This window comes from Chryseobacterium daecheongense, from assembly GCA_027920525.1.
GTDB lineage: Bacteria > Bacteroidota > Bacteroidia > Flavobacteriales > Weeksellaceae > Chryseobacterium > Chryseobacterium proteolyticum.
The window spans coordinates 3,306,928-3,323,826 of sequence record CP115858.1 but is presented as its reverse complement, the minus strand read 5'-3'; the positions used below and the strand labels follow the sequence as shown (position 1 = coordinate 3,323,826).

Sequence of the window (16,899 nt, the reverse complement as noted above, 5' to 3'; positions counted from 1 at the left end):
TATCTAAGCTCTTTTTAATAATTGTTGCCTGTAATAAAACATAGGAACAACAAGAAGTATAATCAAAGGCTGGATCACAAACCTTCTCATATAGAAAGAAAAAAGATATCCCACTTCAAACCTGTCGTGAATACAGTAAAGATAGATGGGAAAAGTAATAAGAAAAATTATAGTAATCAATACTCCACCCTGTAGGGTCCAGGTCTTATTTTTAAATAAAAAATGAATAATAAGGCAGGAAAAAAATAAATTCAGAAGAAATCTTAGGACATGCCCAAGAATCAGCTTTCCCCAATCAAAAGCAGGAAAAGCAATAGTCTTATCGGCTTTATGAAAATACTCAAGAAAAGGATCATAAAAGATCTTATTTTCAAATACCCGTACACTCATAAGTCCCGCAACTCCAAGTATCACTAAAACCCAGTTAAGTATTTTCATTCTTTAAAGCAAAAAATTTAATCCAAACAAGCCACAGGATAACTACCGTTCCATAGATCACAGCAGGAAAAAGAAAATCATGGGCCATCTTTTCATACTGCTTGTAATCACTGACCAAAAGATTAATTCCTACGATCCTAAGAACATTGATCACATAAAGTATCACAAGGCCGATCAAAACAAAAATAAATGTTTTAGCTCCTTTATAGAATGCAAAAACAAAAGATACGAAAAGAATCATTACGGAAATTGCATTACATCCTTCAACCATTCGTGTAACGTAAACATTCTTTACATAAAACCAGACCTGTTCTTTTTCAACGTCATTATACAGCTGTGTAGGATATTTCAAAACATTCTGAATATAGCTCACCTGTTCAGCAATCATCCTTGAAAAAGGATCCAGCCCCGTTTCCTTGTAGCTGTTCAGATAAAACTGATAACCCAACAGCAACACCACATAAATGATGATGAACCTCAACAGAATACTTAAAACCGGCTTAAAATCCTTTAGCATAATACAAAGATAAAAATTAGACTCTAATTTAGTATATTTGTTTCCATATTATGACTTCTGAAAACGCACAACGATTTTTTGAAAACTATATAGGTAAAAAATCTTCTGAGTTCGTCACATTGGCTCAAAGCGGATCCGCGAGAGTGAATTTTCTGGCGCAGGCAGATAACAAAAAGTATATTATTACCTATAATGAAAATATTCAGGAAAATGAAAGTTTTTTTTATTATTCAAATATTTTCTCTCACTTACACCTCAACACTCCTGCTATTCTTATTATTTCCGAAGACCGGAAAACATATGTTCAGGAATTTTTAGGAGAACACACCCTCTCCGAAATTATTGCAAAAGAGGGTCTTTCCGTGAAAGTAAAAGCCATGGTCAGGCAGACTTTAGAAAAGCTTTTTCAGTTACAAATACGGACAAGTGGGGAAATAGATTTTACCAAAACATTTGAATATGAGAACTATGACGAACTTCCGGTCATCCACGATTTGTATTATTTTAAGAATTTCATTGCCGATGTCCTGGAGCTGGAATACCATAAATCAACCCTACTAAAAGAATTCAAAGCCATAGCCTCTCTTATTGAAAGTCTTGAGCCAAAAGGAATAATGATACGGGATTTTCAGGCAAGAAATATAATGGTTAACGAAAATAACCATGTTTCCTTCATTGATTATCAATCTGCAATGAAAGGCCCTCTTATCTATGATGTTATTTCCTTTCTTTTTCAGGCTAAAGCAAACTTTCCCGAAGATTTCAAAAATGAAATGTTAGAATTTTATATTCAGCAATTTGAAAGTGAGCAGACACAACATCAACTAAGAAACTCGGTAAAACCTATTCAAATGATGAGATTTCTCCAGGTTCTTGGTGCATACGGTTTTAGAGGTCTTATTCAAAGAAAGCCACATTTTATATCAAGCATCAATCAGGGGATTGAAAACGTGATCCGTTTCGCGGAAACTTGGGAAGGTATAAATGAATATCCTGAGCTCAAAAAATTAATACAACAATTAGATCACGAGAAAGTACATTTAAAAATAAACACAATTTTAAACCCGTAAAAGCCCTAAGAAAATACATCTAAATCTTAAAGGGTAAATAAAAAATATATACTTATGTTACACATAGACATCCACAGTTTTTCATACAAGAAAGGAGGAATTCCCAAAGACGAAACCGGTAATGGTGGAGGTTTTACTTTTGATTGCAGAGGAATTCTTAATCCCGGAAGAATTGAGGAATATAAAAGTCAGACAGGAAGCGACAAAGGAGTCCAGGAGTTCCTTGAAAATGAAACCGAGATGCCACGATTTCTGGAATTGGTAAAAGGAATCATATCCATCAATATTGATAATTATCTTTCCCGGGGATTTGAAAATCTGCAGATTAATTTTGGGTGTACCGGAGGACAGCACAGATCGGTATATTCAGCAATAAAAATAGCCGAATTTATCAAAGAAAAATATCCTCAGGGAACTGAAATAAGCTTACATCATGATGAGCAACATCATCTTAATTCATAATTGATAAACGATCAATTATATAAATAATTAATGTACTCAGTGTATGTTTTAATAATCATCTACCCATTATAACAAATGAAAGCTCTAATCTTCGCTGCCGGTAAGGGAACACGCCTCAAGCCTTTTACAGACCATCATCCGAAAGCCCTGGCAAAAGTAAATGGAATTCCACTACTGGAACGAAATATCAAATACCTTAAAAGTTTTGGAATTAATGATTTTGTCATCAATATCCATCATTTTGGAAATCAGATCATTGATTTTTTAAAGGAAAATAACAACTTTAATTGCAATATTGAAATATCTGATGAGCGTGAAGAATTACTTGAAACCGGAGGTGGTTTAATTTTTGCTAGAAGATTTCTTGATCATGGAGAAGATTTCTTAATCATGAATGCGGATATTCTTACCGATATTAATATTAATGATCTTGTAAGTTATCACAAAAAGATAAAAGATTTTGCTACTTTAGCCGTCTCGGACAGGGAAAGTTCGAGAAAATTACTTTTCAATGATGAAATGGTTTTAAGAGGCTGGCTAAACGTACAAACCGGAGAACAAAGGCTTGCAGAATTCAATAAAGGATTTAAAGCATTGGCTTTTAGCGGTGTACATTGCATTAACCCTTCTATCTTTGAAAAAATAAAAAGAACAGGCAAATTTTCTGTTATGGAAGAATATCTGGATTTAATGCAAACCGAACATATTCATGGATTTGTACACAATAATCTGCTGATAGATGTTGGAAGACCAGAATCTGTAAAAGAAGCCGAAAAACATTTTAAATAATTTTGCAATGGAAATGGATGGTACCAGAGACGAAAGTTTAATAAATCCGGAATTTGATGTTAATGAAACAAAACTACAAAACAGTTTAAGACAAAAAACCTGGGACGAAATCATTACTAAGGATAGCTGGATGGTTTTCAAAGTAATGGCTGAATTCGTAGACGGTTATGAAAAATTAGCTAAAATAGGCCCTTGTGTTTCCATTTTCGGGTCTGCAAGATTAAAGCCCGAAAGCAAATACTACGAAATGGCCGTAGAAATTGCAGAAAAAATAACGAAAATAGGTTTTGGTATCATTACAGGAGGGGGTCCAGGAATTATGGAAGCGGGAAATAAAGGAGCCTTTAATGCTAAGGGTAAATCTATCGGCTTAAATATAGACCTTCCTTTTGAACAGCATTTCAACCCTTATATCAACAAATCCTATTCGATGAATTTTGATTACTTCTTTGTAAGGAAGGTCATGTTTGTAAAATACTCCCAGGGATTTGTTGTAATGCCAGGAGGATTTGGTACCCTGGATGAACTGACTGAAGCTATCACCCTGATCCAGACGAACAAAATCGGAAAGTTCCCTATTGTTCTGGTTGGGTCTGAGTTTTGGAGCGGACTGTTAGATTGGTTTAAGGCAACTTTACTAAAAGAAGGGATGATTGCTGAAGACGATCTTGATCTTTACAGAGTGGTAGATACTGCGGATGAGGCTGTAGCACACATTAAAGCATTTTACGACAAGTATGCGGTAAACGTGAACTTCTAGTTGGCATATTATTTGTCACTTATAACGAACAATTATGATTGTAAATTTATTAATTAAGATGAAAAAACTTTTATATATATCAGGAATTTTAACATGTTTTATGTTAATGAGTTTTATGTATGTAGACTTTTTCTCTTCAATGACTAAGGTTGATTATATAGATGGAAGCAAAACATTGAAGTTCACCACGAAAATGAATACGAGTCATATTTCCGATGCTATTAAGATAAATCCGAATACAGCAGGTTTTGAGGCAGAAGTAAAAAAATATGTCAATAATAATTTTGATGTGTACGTCAACGGCTCTCCAAAAACAATAACATTTACAGGAAGTCAGGTAAGCGGAGAAACTGTATGGGTATATTTTGAAACCGGAGGTGTTTCAGATATCAATACCTTGAAAATAAAAAACACGATCCTTCTAAGCGCCTTTCCAAAACAGAGTAACATTGTTACTATCTCGTATAAAGGAAGTCAGAAAGTAATGAATTTCCAACGAGGGAAAGAAGTGAACGAAGTATCTTTTTAAAGAGTTAATTTAAATTATGAAAGCCACTACAGATGTAGTGGCTTTTTTATTTAGAAATTGTAGTTTTTTAATTACCCACTACTCTAACATTGTCTAGCTCCCAGGTGGCAGCAGCCGATGTTGTGGAGGTATATTTAAATGCAATTGAAATACTTTTATTAACATAGGCATTAAGATTAATATCTCCGGAATAAGTCCAGGTATTAAACGCAGCCGCATTTGTATCCAGTATTGCAGATAAAGGCACCCAGTTTGTTGTCGATGGATTTCCGGTGTAGTTTTCAGTAACAAAAACTTCAAGTGGGTTACCATTATATCTTGCGTCAGTTTCAAATGATAAAGCTGCCGAAGTAAAGCCCTGCAAAGAAATTGGTTTAGAAATCAGCCAGTCCTCATTAACATTATTACCTCCGGAAAAACCATTCATCACTACACATGGTTTTGGATTTCCAAACTGTTGAATATTCCATACCTGCGCTCCTGTGATACTTACAGCAAACCAATTATCATCCAGACTTCCATCAAAACCTTCAAAGAAAAACCTTTTCCCCGTAAATTGTACATCGTTCAAACTTCTGATCAGCATTTGCCATGAAGAATTGTAGCGGCTTACTACAAATGTCAGTTCCCCTTTTCCTTCAGGAATCAAAGCAGAGCCAGAAGTAAAAAACCCTGAATTTCTAATATTCGTTGCATTTCCAAAGACATCCACGATACTTCTATCAGTATCTACTCCTGCACCACCTACATAATCTATGTATTTCTTACCCATCTCAGAAGCAGAAAACTGAACATTCGGAACCTTCACCAGCACATTCAGATAATTAGCATCCTGGGCCAACTTCAGATTCGCCAATTCAAGAGGCTTTAACGTAGCAATATCAAGTCCGTTTCCATTACATACCCCAGACATATATCTGCTCAGTAAAGGTCCCGGGATTCTTCCTATAGCATAAGTATTATCCACGGAGCCTATCTTCACAACTCCTCTGTCAAGTCCAAGTCTTAATCCTTTTGCATTAATTCTGATATGGGCTCCCACAGGGAAATCAGCATAATTATTTGCTCTATCTACTTCAATTTGTAATCCCACGGTAGGATTTTCAGGTTTATCCTGAAAAGAAATCGTTTTATAGAAATTGCCGTTTTCATCTGAAGACACTACATAACCATCGAAAATCTGATCCGTATTGATGAGAATATAACCACTCGACGGAGCCTGGGCTTTAAAATCAGCCATAGTCATCGTAACCGCAGGAAATTTATTCGTGCACTTAACGGGTGGAGTTTCCCAATCATCTTTTTGCACGCAAGATGTAACAGAAGCTGCCAAAACCACTCCCATTACTATACTAAAGTATTTTTTTATATTCATTGTTGTTGTTTTTAATAATGGATGATAGAAATTAAAATCTAAGCTGAAGATTAATGAAATAAGATCTTCCCTGTGTATACCAGTATTTTGGGCCAAATAAAGTAAACTCCCTGTCTGTATCCTGAACAAAATCCGGGAATTTGGCATTTCTTGTTTGCTCAAAGCCTCCGGTGATATACCTCTTATTGTTCAAAATATTATTAACCGAAGCTGAAAGCAAAACGTAATATTTACCAATGACCCAGGATTTTCCTGCATTAGCATTGATAAAAAATGAAGAAGGCAGCTTATTGGGTTGCAACATTCTTCTCAGTTCAGATTCGCTAAGATTAATATAAGGAGTTGAAGAAACATTATTCTGAACAAATGATTCTGTCCTTATCAGAGCGGATGGATCCAAATAATTATCATCAAAATAATTCCAGTTGGCACCGAACCACCAGTATTTGGGAGAGTTATATCTGAACCCCAAAGAGTAAGCCTGCTGTGGAGTTCCTCCCTGACGATAATTTTTAATGTAAGCCTTTCCTAAATTCATATAAGAAAGTCCATTAGAAAAAATACCTGAAGCGTCGGAAGCAAAATAGGTAACAGGATCATTCTCATAGGTAAACTGTCCAAGGCTTACTAACCCCTGTAGTGATAATGTAGGAATAATCTTTACGTCTAACCCCAGCTCTGCCCCCATATTTCTTCTTTTAACGTCGGTCATTACCTGCGTTACAAATGCACTTTGTACAATAGTTTCATTTCCCTGGTCATCAGAATTACTTAACTGAATACCATCAGCAAAAAACCTTTGCACGGTGGTTTCATTGCTTGTATTCACCAAGTATCCTGTTAACCTCAACTTAAGAAACGGTGAAGAAATAACATAGCTAATATCATTGGCATTGATTACCATATTCTGAATATTAGGCGCTACAGATCCGTTTACTCTGGGATTGATAAAGAGATCTTCCAGATAAGGAGCCTGCGAATAATATGCTCCATTGTATACCAGAAAGTTCCTGCCATTCAGTTTATAAATTACCTGACCTTTCAGTCCATAATTCCAGTAATTGTAGTCCTGGCCTTTCCCATTAGAGTCTTTATACAAATAATGATTGAATAATCCTTCCCTGCTGGATGTTGAGTAGCCTGCAAGAGCAGAAACAAATACATCAAATTTTCCAGTTGCAAATTTTAGTCCCGGATTCACTTTAACTTCCTGTCTTCTGAAAATATAATCGTAAGTCATTCTGTCTCCGACCTTTTTCGTTACATTCTCTTCTCCATCATTGAACAATCCAGATTTTCCCGGTTGATTGGTTGCCGCAAACGGATCCCGGTTTAAAACAAAATCAGCACCTAAAAGATCCTTGACTTCCCTGTATTGTTCTGATTTATAATATTGATATGATACATTCAATAGGAACTTAGTTGTATCATTAAAATTGTGGATAAAGTGTGTTGCTGCATTAAAAATCTTATCATTACTTACATCATCAATCAGATAATATAAAGCCCTTCGTCCCGTCTGCCCGTAATACTTTCCTGCCGCCTGTTGCCCATTCCTTTTGTAAAGAGCATCCCAATTAAGCTGAGTAATTCCCGGATCTCCGGAAGTCCAGGCTGCCAGAGATGTCTGATATGCGTCCTGGGCAGTCGTCATCGTTCCACCAGGTCCTACAGCGACCGATGCATTAGGGTCTAAGGAATCATAATAACTTGGTAAATTCCTGTAATACGTAGGTGATGGATTTTGTACATTCTGCCAATCTAAGCGCGAGCCTCTATCCTTTCCAAACTGATACGAGACAGAAGTCCAGAGACTTGATTTCTTGTCAATTTTCCAAAAATCCTGGATTTGGAATATCGGCTGAAAACCCTTTCTCACTCTTTCACTTCTTTGTTTACCGTCCTGATATCCCCAATAGGAATTATAATGCACTCCTCTGTAATCATATACTTCCTGTGTACTTGGGCTTGCTGTCGATCTTCTATAAGGAGCTCCAATAAAATTGAAGGTCATACTATGCTTGTCATTGAATTTCTTTTCAATACCCAAATAAGCTCCATATGCATCGTAAAATGTTCCTTCCTGAATTCCATCTTCCGCCCATCTTCTTGCTCCCATTACTGTAAATGCCCACCCGTTTTTATTCATCCCGGAGCTATAGCGTAGGGAGGTCCTGTTTCTGTAGTTTCTATTGGTAAGAGATTGTGTAAACTGAAACCCTTTCCTGTACTCACTAGCCTTGGTATTTTTGTAAATAACCGAACTATTTCCCCCAAACGCGTATTCTGATGGGGAATGGTTCGCAGAAATTTCAGGGTATCTCGTCACTTCATTAAGTCCTCCCCAATTTCCAAAATCTACGTTTCCTTTATCAGATTTGATCATAGAAACTCCGTTTAACATAGTTTCTCCCATTCGTCCATCAATTCCTCTGGGCCGAAACCAGTAAAAACCTAAATCAAACGCTGCAATTCTGCTGAATACATCCTGGGATGATTGAAGAAGTCCAACCGTGGAGGTCTGGCTGCCGCTACCGTCGTCGTCATTATCACTGTCTATGATAGCCAATCCCTGATCAACATTAGTTAAATTAGAATACAGGATAATAATGCCCAAATCTTTCCTCTTTTCATCATGAGTCACATCGAATTCCATAACTTTGGTTTCGTAATTCGATTTTGTAATAACAATCTGGTAATGTCCGGGCTGCAAATCGACAAATTGAAAGTAGCCAATCTTGTCTGCCGTAACATCATTTTCATTCCCTTTTAAATCTACTTCTGCCCTTTCAATAGGTTTTCCATCTGCATCTTTTAAATAAGCAAACACAGTTGTCTGCGCGAAATAATAAGAAGCCGGAAGTAAAGTAAACAAAGAGACTAATGATAATTTTTTAATCATAAGCAAATGTATTTTTTATAGTTTTCCCTTAGTTTTCAACGCGTTAAAAAAGTAGGGAAATATAAATTTAACAAATTTTTATAATCTGAAATACTTTTAAAATTATGTTATCTTAATATTGCGGCTTTGTAATGTATCCGGCTAAACGCTCCGTTCAATTATTTTAAATTTACTTATATTTAAAGATGAAATGAGTTATAAATCAATTGTCTACTTATTAATCTTGACGCAAAATGAAAAAAAATTTAAGCCTTTTTATGTTCCTTTTATCAATGTTTACCTTTGCCCAGCAAGGCCAGCTAAGAAAGGTAGCGGCAGTAGGTTTTTTGAATGTGGAAAATTTATTTGATACTATACCTTCAGCTGATTATATTGATGGCACTAAAGCAATAAACAATCCTGCATTTCATCGGAGTATCCCATTAGATTCAATCAGATTTCTGGAGGCTGAAAAGTATGATGGCCCATGGAGTGATGGCTTGTTAAAAGGGAAAAAAGCAGTGAGATATCAAAGCGGATATGAAGAATTCACCCCCAAAAGCTCTAAAAACTATAATACTAAAGTTTATAAAACCAAACTTGCCAATGAAGCAAAGGTCATTTCTGAGCTTGGGTCTCAGTATACAAAAACAGCTCCCGCGGTTGTTGGTCTTATAGAAGTGGAAAACAGGCAGGTAATTCAGGACCTTATCAAAGAACCCGCTTTAGCTAAATATGATTATGGGATCATTCATTATAATTCTTACGATTACAGGGGAATTGATGTTGCATTGATCTATCAGAAGAGAAGATTTACGGTTACGAACTCTTTAAAAAAGGAATTAAAAATTTTCAATGAGACCGGAAAAAGAGAATATACAAGAGACATCCTGGTGGTAACAGGTTTTTTAGACAATGAAAAAGTAGCTTTCTTTATGAATCACTGGCCTTCCCGAAGAGGAGGAGAAGCGGTCTCATTACCTAAGAGAAATGCCGCAGCAGTACTTCTGAAACAACAAATGGACAGTGTACGGGCAGCAGATCCTTCTACTAAGCTATTTGCAATGGGAGATTTTAATGACGACCCGGTAAGTTCCAGTTTAAAGAATCACTTAAAAGCTGTAGGCAATTCAAAAGATCTTAATGACAACACCCCCTATCTGAATCTGATGTATCCTCTATACAAAAAAGGAGTTGCTTCTCTGGCGTATCAGGATGCACCTAACCTATTCGATCAGATCATTGTCTCCAAAAACCTTATTTCCGATCAGGTAACAAAAGAGTACTCTGTTTACAGGGCTGAAATTTATGCTCCCGCATATCTCGTCAATAAAGAAGGAAACTATAAAGGTTATCCTTTCAGGTCCTGGAATGGGGATCAGTTTACCGGAGGATATAGCGACCATTTTCCAGCATTTGTTATTCTTCAGAAGGAACCCTAACTAAAGTACTTTTTGCGTAACTTTATAAGTATGAAAAATCTGATTTTAATAGTATGCATGTTTTGTCTGCCTTTTAGCTGTTTGTCTCAGGACAAACCTAAATCGGACAAAGAGAAATCTGAGATAAAACCGGCCAAAAATGACGATGGAGAGTGGGATATCACTGTATTGGATACTCAATATGATTATTTTTTAAATGCTATTGCAAAACCGATGAACCAATACACAGAGTCTTACTTAAAATCAAGAAATATAATTCTGGTCAGTGAATGGAATTCCTATTATAATACAGGAAAATATAGGAATGTAATCGAATCGTCGATCAGCTATGATCCAAAAGAAAATTACGGATTAAAGTTTGAATACAAACTTTACCAGGTTTTCGCTTACGTCAATTGGAAATACGGTTTACGAATGAACGGTTTGAGCGGTAGTGATGTCACAAGATATTAATAAAAAAAGGATCAGAAATTTCTGATCCTTTTTTTTATTTTTATTGGAAACGATCAACTATTTGTTGAATAATTCCTCTACTTTATCCCAGTTTACTACATCGAAAAACGCTGTAACGTAGTCAGGTCTTCTGTTTTGATAGTTTAGGTAATAAGCATGTTCCCAAACGTCTAATCCTAAAACCGGAGTTCCCTTAACATCTTCCACAGGCATTAATGGATTGTCCTGATTAGGAGTAGAAGATACGGAAACTGAACCGTCTGCATTTTTAATCAGCCATGCCCATCCTGAACCAAATCTTGTTTTAGCAGCCTCAGAGAAATCTGTTTTAAATTTATCAAAACCACCATAGTTTTCAATAGCAGCCTTTACATTTCCTACAGGTTCTTTGCTTCCTCCCGGAGTTAAAATTTCCCAGAATAAAGAATGGTTAAAGTGTCCTCCTCCGTTATTTCTTACTGCAGGCTTATCTGTTCCTGTTTTGCAGATTTCTTCTATTGTTTTTCCAGCCAGGTCCGTACCCTCGATTGCTTTATTCAAATTATCTATATAAGCCTGGTGATGCTTTGTATAGTGAATTTCCATTGTTTTCGCATCAATAGTTGGTTCTAATGCATCGTACGCGTATCCTAGTTTTGGTAATTCAAATGACATAATTTTATTTTTTAATGTTATATTTCAAAGTTAGCCAATAATTGACCGATTATCAAAAATAGCGTATTATTTTAATAAATCTTTAACATTGATATATTATATTCCACATCCTGTTTAAAAGTAAAAAGCACAGATTATGAAAACCCGTGCTTTTTATTTAACAATATTAAATTAATCTATCTATTCATAGACATCAGGAATTCTTCGTTATTAAGAGTTCCTTTGATATTTTTATTAACAAATTCCATGGCTTCCACAGGATTCATTTCAGAAAGATATTTTCTAAAGATCCACATTCTCTGAGAAGTTACTTCATCCAGAAGAAGATCGTCCCGTCTTGTACTGGAAGAAACAAGGTCAATAGCAGGATAAATTCTTCTGTTGGCAATTTTTCTATCCAACTGAAGCTCCATATTACCTGTACCTTTGAATTCTTCAAAGATAACCTCGTCCATTTTAGAACCTGTGTCAATCAATGCTGTAGCGATAATTGTCAGGGAACCACCGCCTTCAATTTTTCTGGCTGCTCCGAAGAATCTCTTCGGCTTATGCAAAGCATTTGCATCAACCCCTCCGGAAAGAACCTTTCCAGAAGCCGGCGTTACCGTATTGTATGCTCTTGCCAATCTGGTAATGGAATCTAATAAAATAACAACATCATGGCCGCACTCAACCATTCTCTGAGCCTTTGCCAATACAAGATTAGCAACCTTAACGTGCTTTTCTGCTGCTTCATCAAATGTAGAAGCAATTACCTCTGCATTTACACTTCTTTCCATATCTGTAACTTCCTCAGGACGTTCATCGATAAGAAGAACCATCATATAAACTTCAGGATGATTAGCTGCGATAGAATTCGCAATGTCCTTAAGCAACATGGTCTTACCTGTTTTAGGCTGCGCAACGATCATTGCTCTTTGCCCCTTTCCGATTGGAGCAAACAGATCTACGATTCTCGTAGAAATGGTTGAATTGTTTCCTGTAAGGTTAAATTTTTCTTCCGGGAAAAGAGGTGTAAGGTATTCAAATGCTACCCGATCTTTGATAAATGCCAGATCACGGCCATTCACCTCCGTAGGTTTTAATAAGGAAAAGTATTTCTCACCTTCTTTTGGAAGCCTTACGATACCTTTTACTGTATCTCCGGTTTTTAATCCGAAATTTCTGATCTGTGCAGTAGATACATATACATCATCCGGAGAAGAAATATAACTAAAATCTGAAGAACGTAAAAACCCATAATTATCAGGTAAAATTTCTAACACACCTTCTATACTTACCATTCCATCAAAATGGAATTCTTTTTTAGATTCGTGTTGCTCTTCCTGCTTATCAGAATGTCTGTTTTGATTCTGATTATGGTTATTTTGGTTCTGGTTCTGATTTTTGTGAGAGTTTCCACCGTTTTGTGGATGGTTCTGGCCTTTCTGAGGTCTGGCCTGAGCTTGGGGATTACTTTGCTTTTCTTCTGCCGGAGCAGATTCCTGAGTATCTGTGTTTTTTTGTACTTCCGTCCTTTCCTGAGCAGAAGCTTCAGTGGTATTGGTATTTGGAGTAACTCTTTTCCTTTTTTTCTTTGCTTGTGGCTGCTGTGAAGCAGTATTTTCTTCTGTAGTTGAAGTAACTTCTTCCTGCTTTGGAGTTTCAGTGACAGTTTCTTTTTCTTCTGTTTTTTCTTCAACCTTTGTTGCTGTCTCTGATGGCGTTGGAACCTTTGCCTCCGTTTTAGGTTTTGCCGTCCTCTTTGGGGCGGCTTTCTTGGCAGGAGCTTTAGTTTCTTTTTCCACCGTTTTGTCTTCAGTATTCATACTGTTCTCTGTGGTGTTGAAATAATCTTTTGTAACTTTAGGGTTAGAAGCTTGAAAATCAAGAACAGCAAAAATTTTATCGTTTTCAGAGCTGTTTCTTGCAACCTTAACGCCTAAATCCTTTAAGATTTTAGTCAATTCCGTTACGGATTTTGACCTTAACGTTTCAATGTTAAACATATGTATGTAAAAATGTAATTAATTGTGAGTAAGAAAAGTAAGTCCGGTGACTTTTGTTTTCAAGTACATTGTATAATGCAAATCTACACTTATTTTTGAATTGTGCAAAATTTATGTTATTTTTGCCAAGAATTTAATATTCAATGCTACAAAGAATACAAACTATATGGATTTTTCTGGCAGTTTTAGCTGCTGTTTTTCTTTTCATCACAGGACAAGATGTTGCTGTTTTTGGTAACATTCCTGTAATAGACAGTGCATGTATTGTACTTGTTTTAGTTGGATTACTAAGTGTATTCAGCTTTAAAAACAGAAAAAGACAAATTTTGCTGAATACAATCAGCATCATTATAAACGCTTTGTTGATTGGTGTATTGGCTTATTGGCTACTAAATTTATCCGGAGGAATTCAATTTCCTGAGAAGGGTATTGAGCCTGTTTTTCCATTAATCGCGATTATCTGTTTGTTTATTGCAAACATATATATCCGTAAAGATGAGAGGCTCGTAAAATCTGTAGATAGACTTCGATAACCTTACAACGATTTTTTGAGTAAGAACAGCTTCTTTTGAAGCTGTTTTTTTCTTTTAGACCAAGATTAAGTTTTCAATTTCTGTATTTCCTTCTTACCTCTCCATATTTTTTTTAAAATCAATGCAACATTTTCTATGTTTCAACGACATATACTTATATAACAGGACTCCAATGAAAAAATTAACTTATCTCGCATTCTCGTTTTTCTCAGTAATTACCTTTGCCCAGGAAGTTCAGAAAAGTACAGTAACAACTGTTCTTTCCACACTGGCATCTGATGAAATGAAGGGCCGGGAAATCGGGACCCCGGAAAACGACAATGCCGCCCAATATATTGCCAAACTTTTTAAAGAAAACAACTTAGAATACTGCACCGGGAACTCTTACCTTGTCCCTTTTGATTATAAAGGGAAAACCGCTTATAACGTTTGTGGTATCAAAAAAGGAAAAAGCGACAAGTATTTAGGCTTTTCAGGACATTTCGATCATATCGGCACCAGTAAAAAAAGTGGTGATAACATCTACAATGGGGCAGACGACGATGCAAGCGGAATTACCACTCTTGTAGGAATAGCAGATTATTTCAAAAATAAAACTTCTGAATTTTCAATGGCATTTATTGCTTTTAACGGAGAAGAGAAAGGAATGTTAGGTTCAAGGGCGATTTCAACTAACAAGGATCTTGATCCTATTTATAATAACATGTCTGCCCTCTTTAATTTTGAAATGGTAGCTACGGAATCACAATTCGGGAAAAATGCCCTCTTCATGACAGGTGATGAATTTTCTGATCTTGATGAATTGTTTAATCAACATGCAGCAAACGGCTTGAAAATATATCCTGATCCATATGCCACACAACAGTTATTCTACAGATCCGATAACGTAAGTTTCGTTAAAAAGAAAATCATTGCACACTCGTTCTCTACAGTTGACATGACCAAAGCAACACATTATCACAATGAAAGCGACGATGTATCCGTTGTAGATTTCAATAACCTGACCCAAATCATCAATAACCTTGGGAAAACTTTTGAGAAATTAGGACCAAAGAATTTTACACCAAAATATAACGATAAAGTAAAATTCAATTAAGATCGTCTACTCTTTTAAAAATACCTAATTTTGCCTTTCCAATTTTTCATTAATGAACGAATATAAAAAAATATTAAAATTCGCACGGCCTCACCAGAAATACATATACGGAAGTTTGTTTTTCAATATCCTGTATTCTGTGTTTCAGATAGCTTCCTTAGGAACTATCCTTCCGGTCCTGGGAATGCTTTTCGGAACAATAAAACCGCAGAAATATGAATCTGCACCTGTGTATTCAGGAGATGTTATTGATTTCTTTTCCTACATAAAAGACTATTCCAATTATTATGTACAAAGCCTTGTTACTGAGTATGGTTCGCTGAAAGTACTTGCATGGCTTTGCGTTGTCACTGCTTTTATGTTTCTCTTAAGAAATGCGTTCCGTTATTTCGGATCTTTTCTTTTAATTAATTACCGGGTGGGAGTTACCAAGGATCTCCGTGGTGCGATGTACCGCAAAATACTTTCATTGCCTGTGTCATTCTTTACCGAAAGCAGAAAAGGGGATCTGATGTCCCGTATGTCCAATGATGTCGGTGAAGTGGAAGGTAATATCTTAGGTAGTTTAATTGACCTGATCAATGCACCGTTTATGCTGATCAGTACTTTGATCACACTTTTCTTTTTAAGCCCTGAAATGACACTTTTTTCATTACTTATTTTACCGGTAATGGGAACAATGATTGCTTTAATCGGAAAAAGCCTTAAAAAAGACTCTCATGAGGCTCAACATGAATTAGGAAATATATTCTCTATCGTGGATGAGACCCTTAAATCATCAAAGGTTATTAAAATCTTTAATGCTGAAAAAATAATGGATAACCGATTTATGCAATCGATGCACAAATGGATTTCCAGCTCTATAAGTTTAGGACGAAAAAAAGAATTGGCTTCGCCAATGAGTGAATTCCTGGGCTCTATTACATTTTTGATCATTGCTTGGTATGGAGGAAAGCAAATCATCGTTGATCAAAGTATTTCCCCTGCAGATTTCCTTGTATTTTTAGGGATGTTTTTCCAGATTTTACCTCCGGCAAAAAGTTTATCTACTTCGATTTCCAATGTTCAGAAGGGAGAAGCTTCTCTGAAAAGGGTATTGGAAATTCTGGATGCAGATGTTAAAATCGAAGAAATTGCGGCACCGGTTTCTATTACAACACTTGAAAACAATATTGAATTCAGGAATATCGGATTCTATTATGATAAGGATAATGTAATTCTTAAAAACTTTAATTTAACGATTCCTAAAGGAAAAACAGTTGCTTTAGTCGGCCAGAGCGGAAGCGGGAAGACAACAATAGCCAACCTGCTTGCCCGTTTCTATGATGTTTCCGAAGGTGAAATTTTAATTGACAATGTTGATATCAAACACCTGAAGCTACAGGAGTACAGAAAGCTATTAGGCATGGTAACCCAGGAATCCGTTCTTTTCAATGATTCTGTTTATAACAACATCTTAATGGGTAAACCTGATGCTACCAAAGAAGAGGTTATCGCAGCTGCTAAAGTGGCCAATGCAGATACTTTTATTACACAGCTTCCAAAAGGTTATGACACCAATATCGGAGATGATGGTGGTAAATTATCCGGAGGACAGAAACAAAGGGTTTCTATTGCAAGAGCAGTTCTTAAGAACCCACCGATTATGATCCTTGATGAAGCAACTTCAGCATTAGATACAGAATCTGAAAAGTTTGTACAGGATGCTCTCGAGAAAATGATGGAAAACAGAACCTCTTTGGTTATTGCCCACAGGCTTTCGACAATACAAAAAGCAGACTGGATCGTAGTGATGGAAAAAGGGGATATCGTAGAACAGGGAAGCCACCACGATCTGATCGCGAAAAGAGGTGTTTACCACAAATTGGTTGAACTCCAGAATTTTGATTAAACCTTTTTAAATTAAATTTAA

Annotated in this window: 16 protein-coding genes; 10 read left to right on the top strand and 6 right to left on the bottom strand. The window is 36.1% G+C overall.

The genetic code is table 11. The features are described 5' to 3' along the window. Positions 1-3: 3 nt before the first annotated feature. Together PFY10_14795 and xrtF are read right to left on the bottom strand one after the other, a co-directional pair. Positions 4-438 (bottom strand): exosortase F system-associated protein, encoded by a 435-nt coding sequence (locus PFY10_14795; protein WBV55494.1) that lies wholly within the window; start codon positions 436-438, stop codon positions 4-6. Beyond that, entirely contained in the window at positions 425-955 is a 531-nt protein-coding gene (gene xrtF / locus PFY10_14790) for an exosortase family protein XrtF (GenBank protein WBV55493.1), read from the bottom strand. The genes PFY10_14795 and xrtF overlap by 14 nt, the downstream gene beginning before the upstream one ends. Positions 956-1,005: 50 nt before the next feature. Between xrtF and PFY10_14785 the strand changes: the two genes are divergently transcribed. The 5 genes from PFY10_14785 to PFY10_14765 all read left to right on the top strand — a co-directional run bounded on the left by PFY10_14785 (position 1,006) and on the right by PFY10_14765 (position 4,565). Continuing rightward, positions 1,006-2,025 (top strand): phosphotransferase, encoded by a 1,020-nt coding sequence (locus PFY10_14785; protein WBV55492.1) that lies wholly within the window; start codon positions 1,006-1,008, stop codon positions 2,023-2,025. Between the two features lie 54 nt (positions 2,026-2,079). Then, positions 2,080-2,487, top strand: coding sequence for an ATP-binding protein (locus PFY10_14780; protein ID WBV55491.1), 408 nt, complete (start codon positions 2,080-2,082; stop codon positions 2,485-2,487). Positions 2,488-2,562: 75 nt separating this feature from the next. Next, positions 2,563-3,276, top strand: a complete 714-nt coding sequence (locus PFY10_14775) for a nucleotidyltransferase family protein (protein WBV55490.1) — start codon at positions 2,563-2,565, stop codon at positions 3,274-3,276. A gap of 13 nt (positions 3,277-3,289) precedes the next feature. Further along, the gene (locus tag PFY10_14770; GenBank protein ID WBV58948.1) at positions 3,290-4,036 is read left to right on the top strand and encodes a TIGR00730 family Rossman fold protein; all 747 of its coding nucleotides are present in this window, start codon (positions 3,290-3,292) and stop codon (positions 4,034-4,036) included. Between the two features lie 58 nt (positions 4,037-4,094). Then, positions 4,095-4,565, top strand: a complete 471-nt coding sequence (locus PFY10_14765; GenBank protein ID WBV55489.1) for a M penetrans family 1 protein — start codon at positions 4,095-4,097, stop codon at positions 4,563-4,565. 67 nt (positions 4,566-4,632) lie between these two features. Here PFY10_14765 and PFY10_14760 read toward each other — a convergent pair whose 3' ends face one another. Continuing rightward, entirely contained in the window at positions 4,633-5,940 is a 1,308-nt protein-coding gene (locus PFY10_14760; GenBank protein ID WBV55488.1) for a DUF5689 domain-containing protein, read from the bottom strand. Positions 5,941-5,971: 31 nt separating this feature from the next. Beyond that, positions 5,972-8,842, bottom strand: a complete 2,871-nt coding sequence (locus PFY10_14755) for a carboxypeptidase-like regulatory domain-containing protein (protein WBV55487.1) — start codon at positions 8,840-8,842, stop codon at positions 5,972-5,974. A gap of 233 nt (positions 8,843-9,075) precedes the next feature. Between PFY10_14755 and PFY10_14750 the strand changes: the two genes are divergently transcribed. Continuing rightward, positions 9,076-10,263 (top strand): endonuclease, encoded by a 1,188-nt coding sequence (locus PFY10_14750; GenBank protein ID WBV55486.1) that lies wholly within the window; start codon positions 9,076-9,078, stop codon positions 10,261-10,263. Between the two features lie 30 nt (positions 10,264-10,293). Further along, positions 10,294-10,716, top strand: coding sequence for a DUF6146 family protein (locus PFY10_14745; protein ID WBV55485.1), 423 nt, complete (start codon positions 10,294-10,296; stop codon positions 10,714-10,716). Positions 10,717-10,773: 57 nt separating this feature from the next. Here the strand turns inward: PFY10_14745 and PFY10_14740 are convergent, their stop codons facing one another. Together PFY10_14740 and rho are read right to left on the bottom strand one after the other, a co-directional pair. Beyond that, complete coding sequence (locus tag PFY10_14740) at positions 10,774-11,370, bottom strand: superoxide dismutase (protein WBV55484.1); 597 nt, start codon at positions 11,368-11,370, stop codon at positions 10,774-10,776. A gap of 176 nt (positions 11,371-11,546) precedes the next feature. Then, entirely contained in the window at positions 11,547-13,358 is a 1,812-nt protein-coding gene (gene rho / locus PFY10_14735; protein ID WBV55483.1) for a transcription termination factor Rho, read from the bottom strand. 143 nt (positions 13,359-13,501) lie between these two features. On the opposite strand from rho, the gene PFY10_14730 reads away from it, so the two are divergent. From PFY10_14730 to PFY10_14720, 3 genes are all read left to right on the top strand, one after another. Further along, entirely contained in the window at positions 13,502-13,891 is a 390-nt protein-coding gene (locus PFY10_14730; protein ID WBV55482.1) for a DUF4293 family protein, read from the top strand. 172 nt (positions 13,892-14,063) lie between these two features. Then, positions 14,064-14,987 (top strand): M28 family peptidase, encoded by a 924-nt coding sequence (locus PFY10_14725; GenBank protein ID WBV55481.1) that lies wholly within the window; start codon positions 14,064-14,066, stop codon positions 14,985-14,987. Between the two features lie 52 nt (positions 14,988-15,039). Further along, positions 15,040-16,878, top strand: a complete 1,839-nt coding sequence (locus tag PFY10_14720; GenBank protein ID WBV55480.1) for an ABC transporter ATP-binding protein — start codon at positions 15,040-15,042, stop codon at positions 16,876-16,878. Positions 16,879-16,899 lie beyond the last annotated feature (21 nt).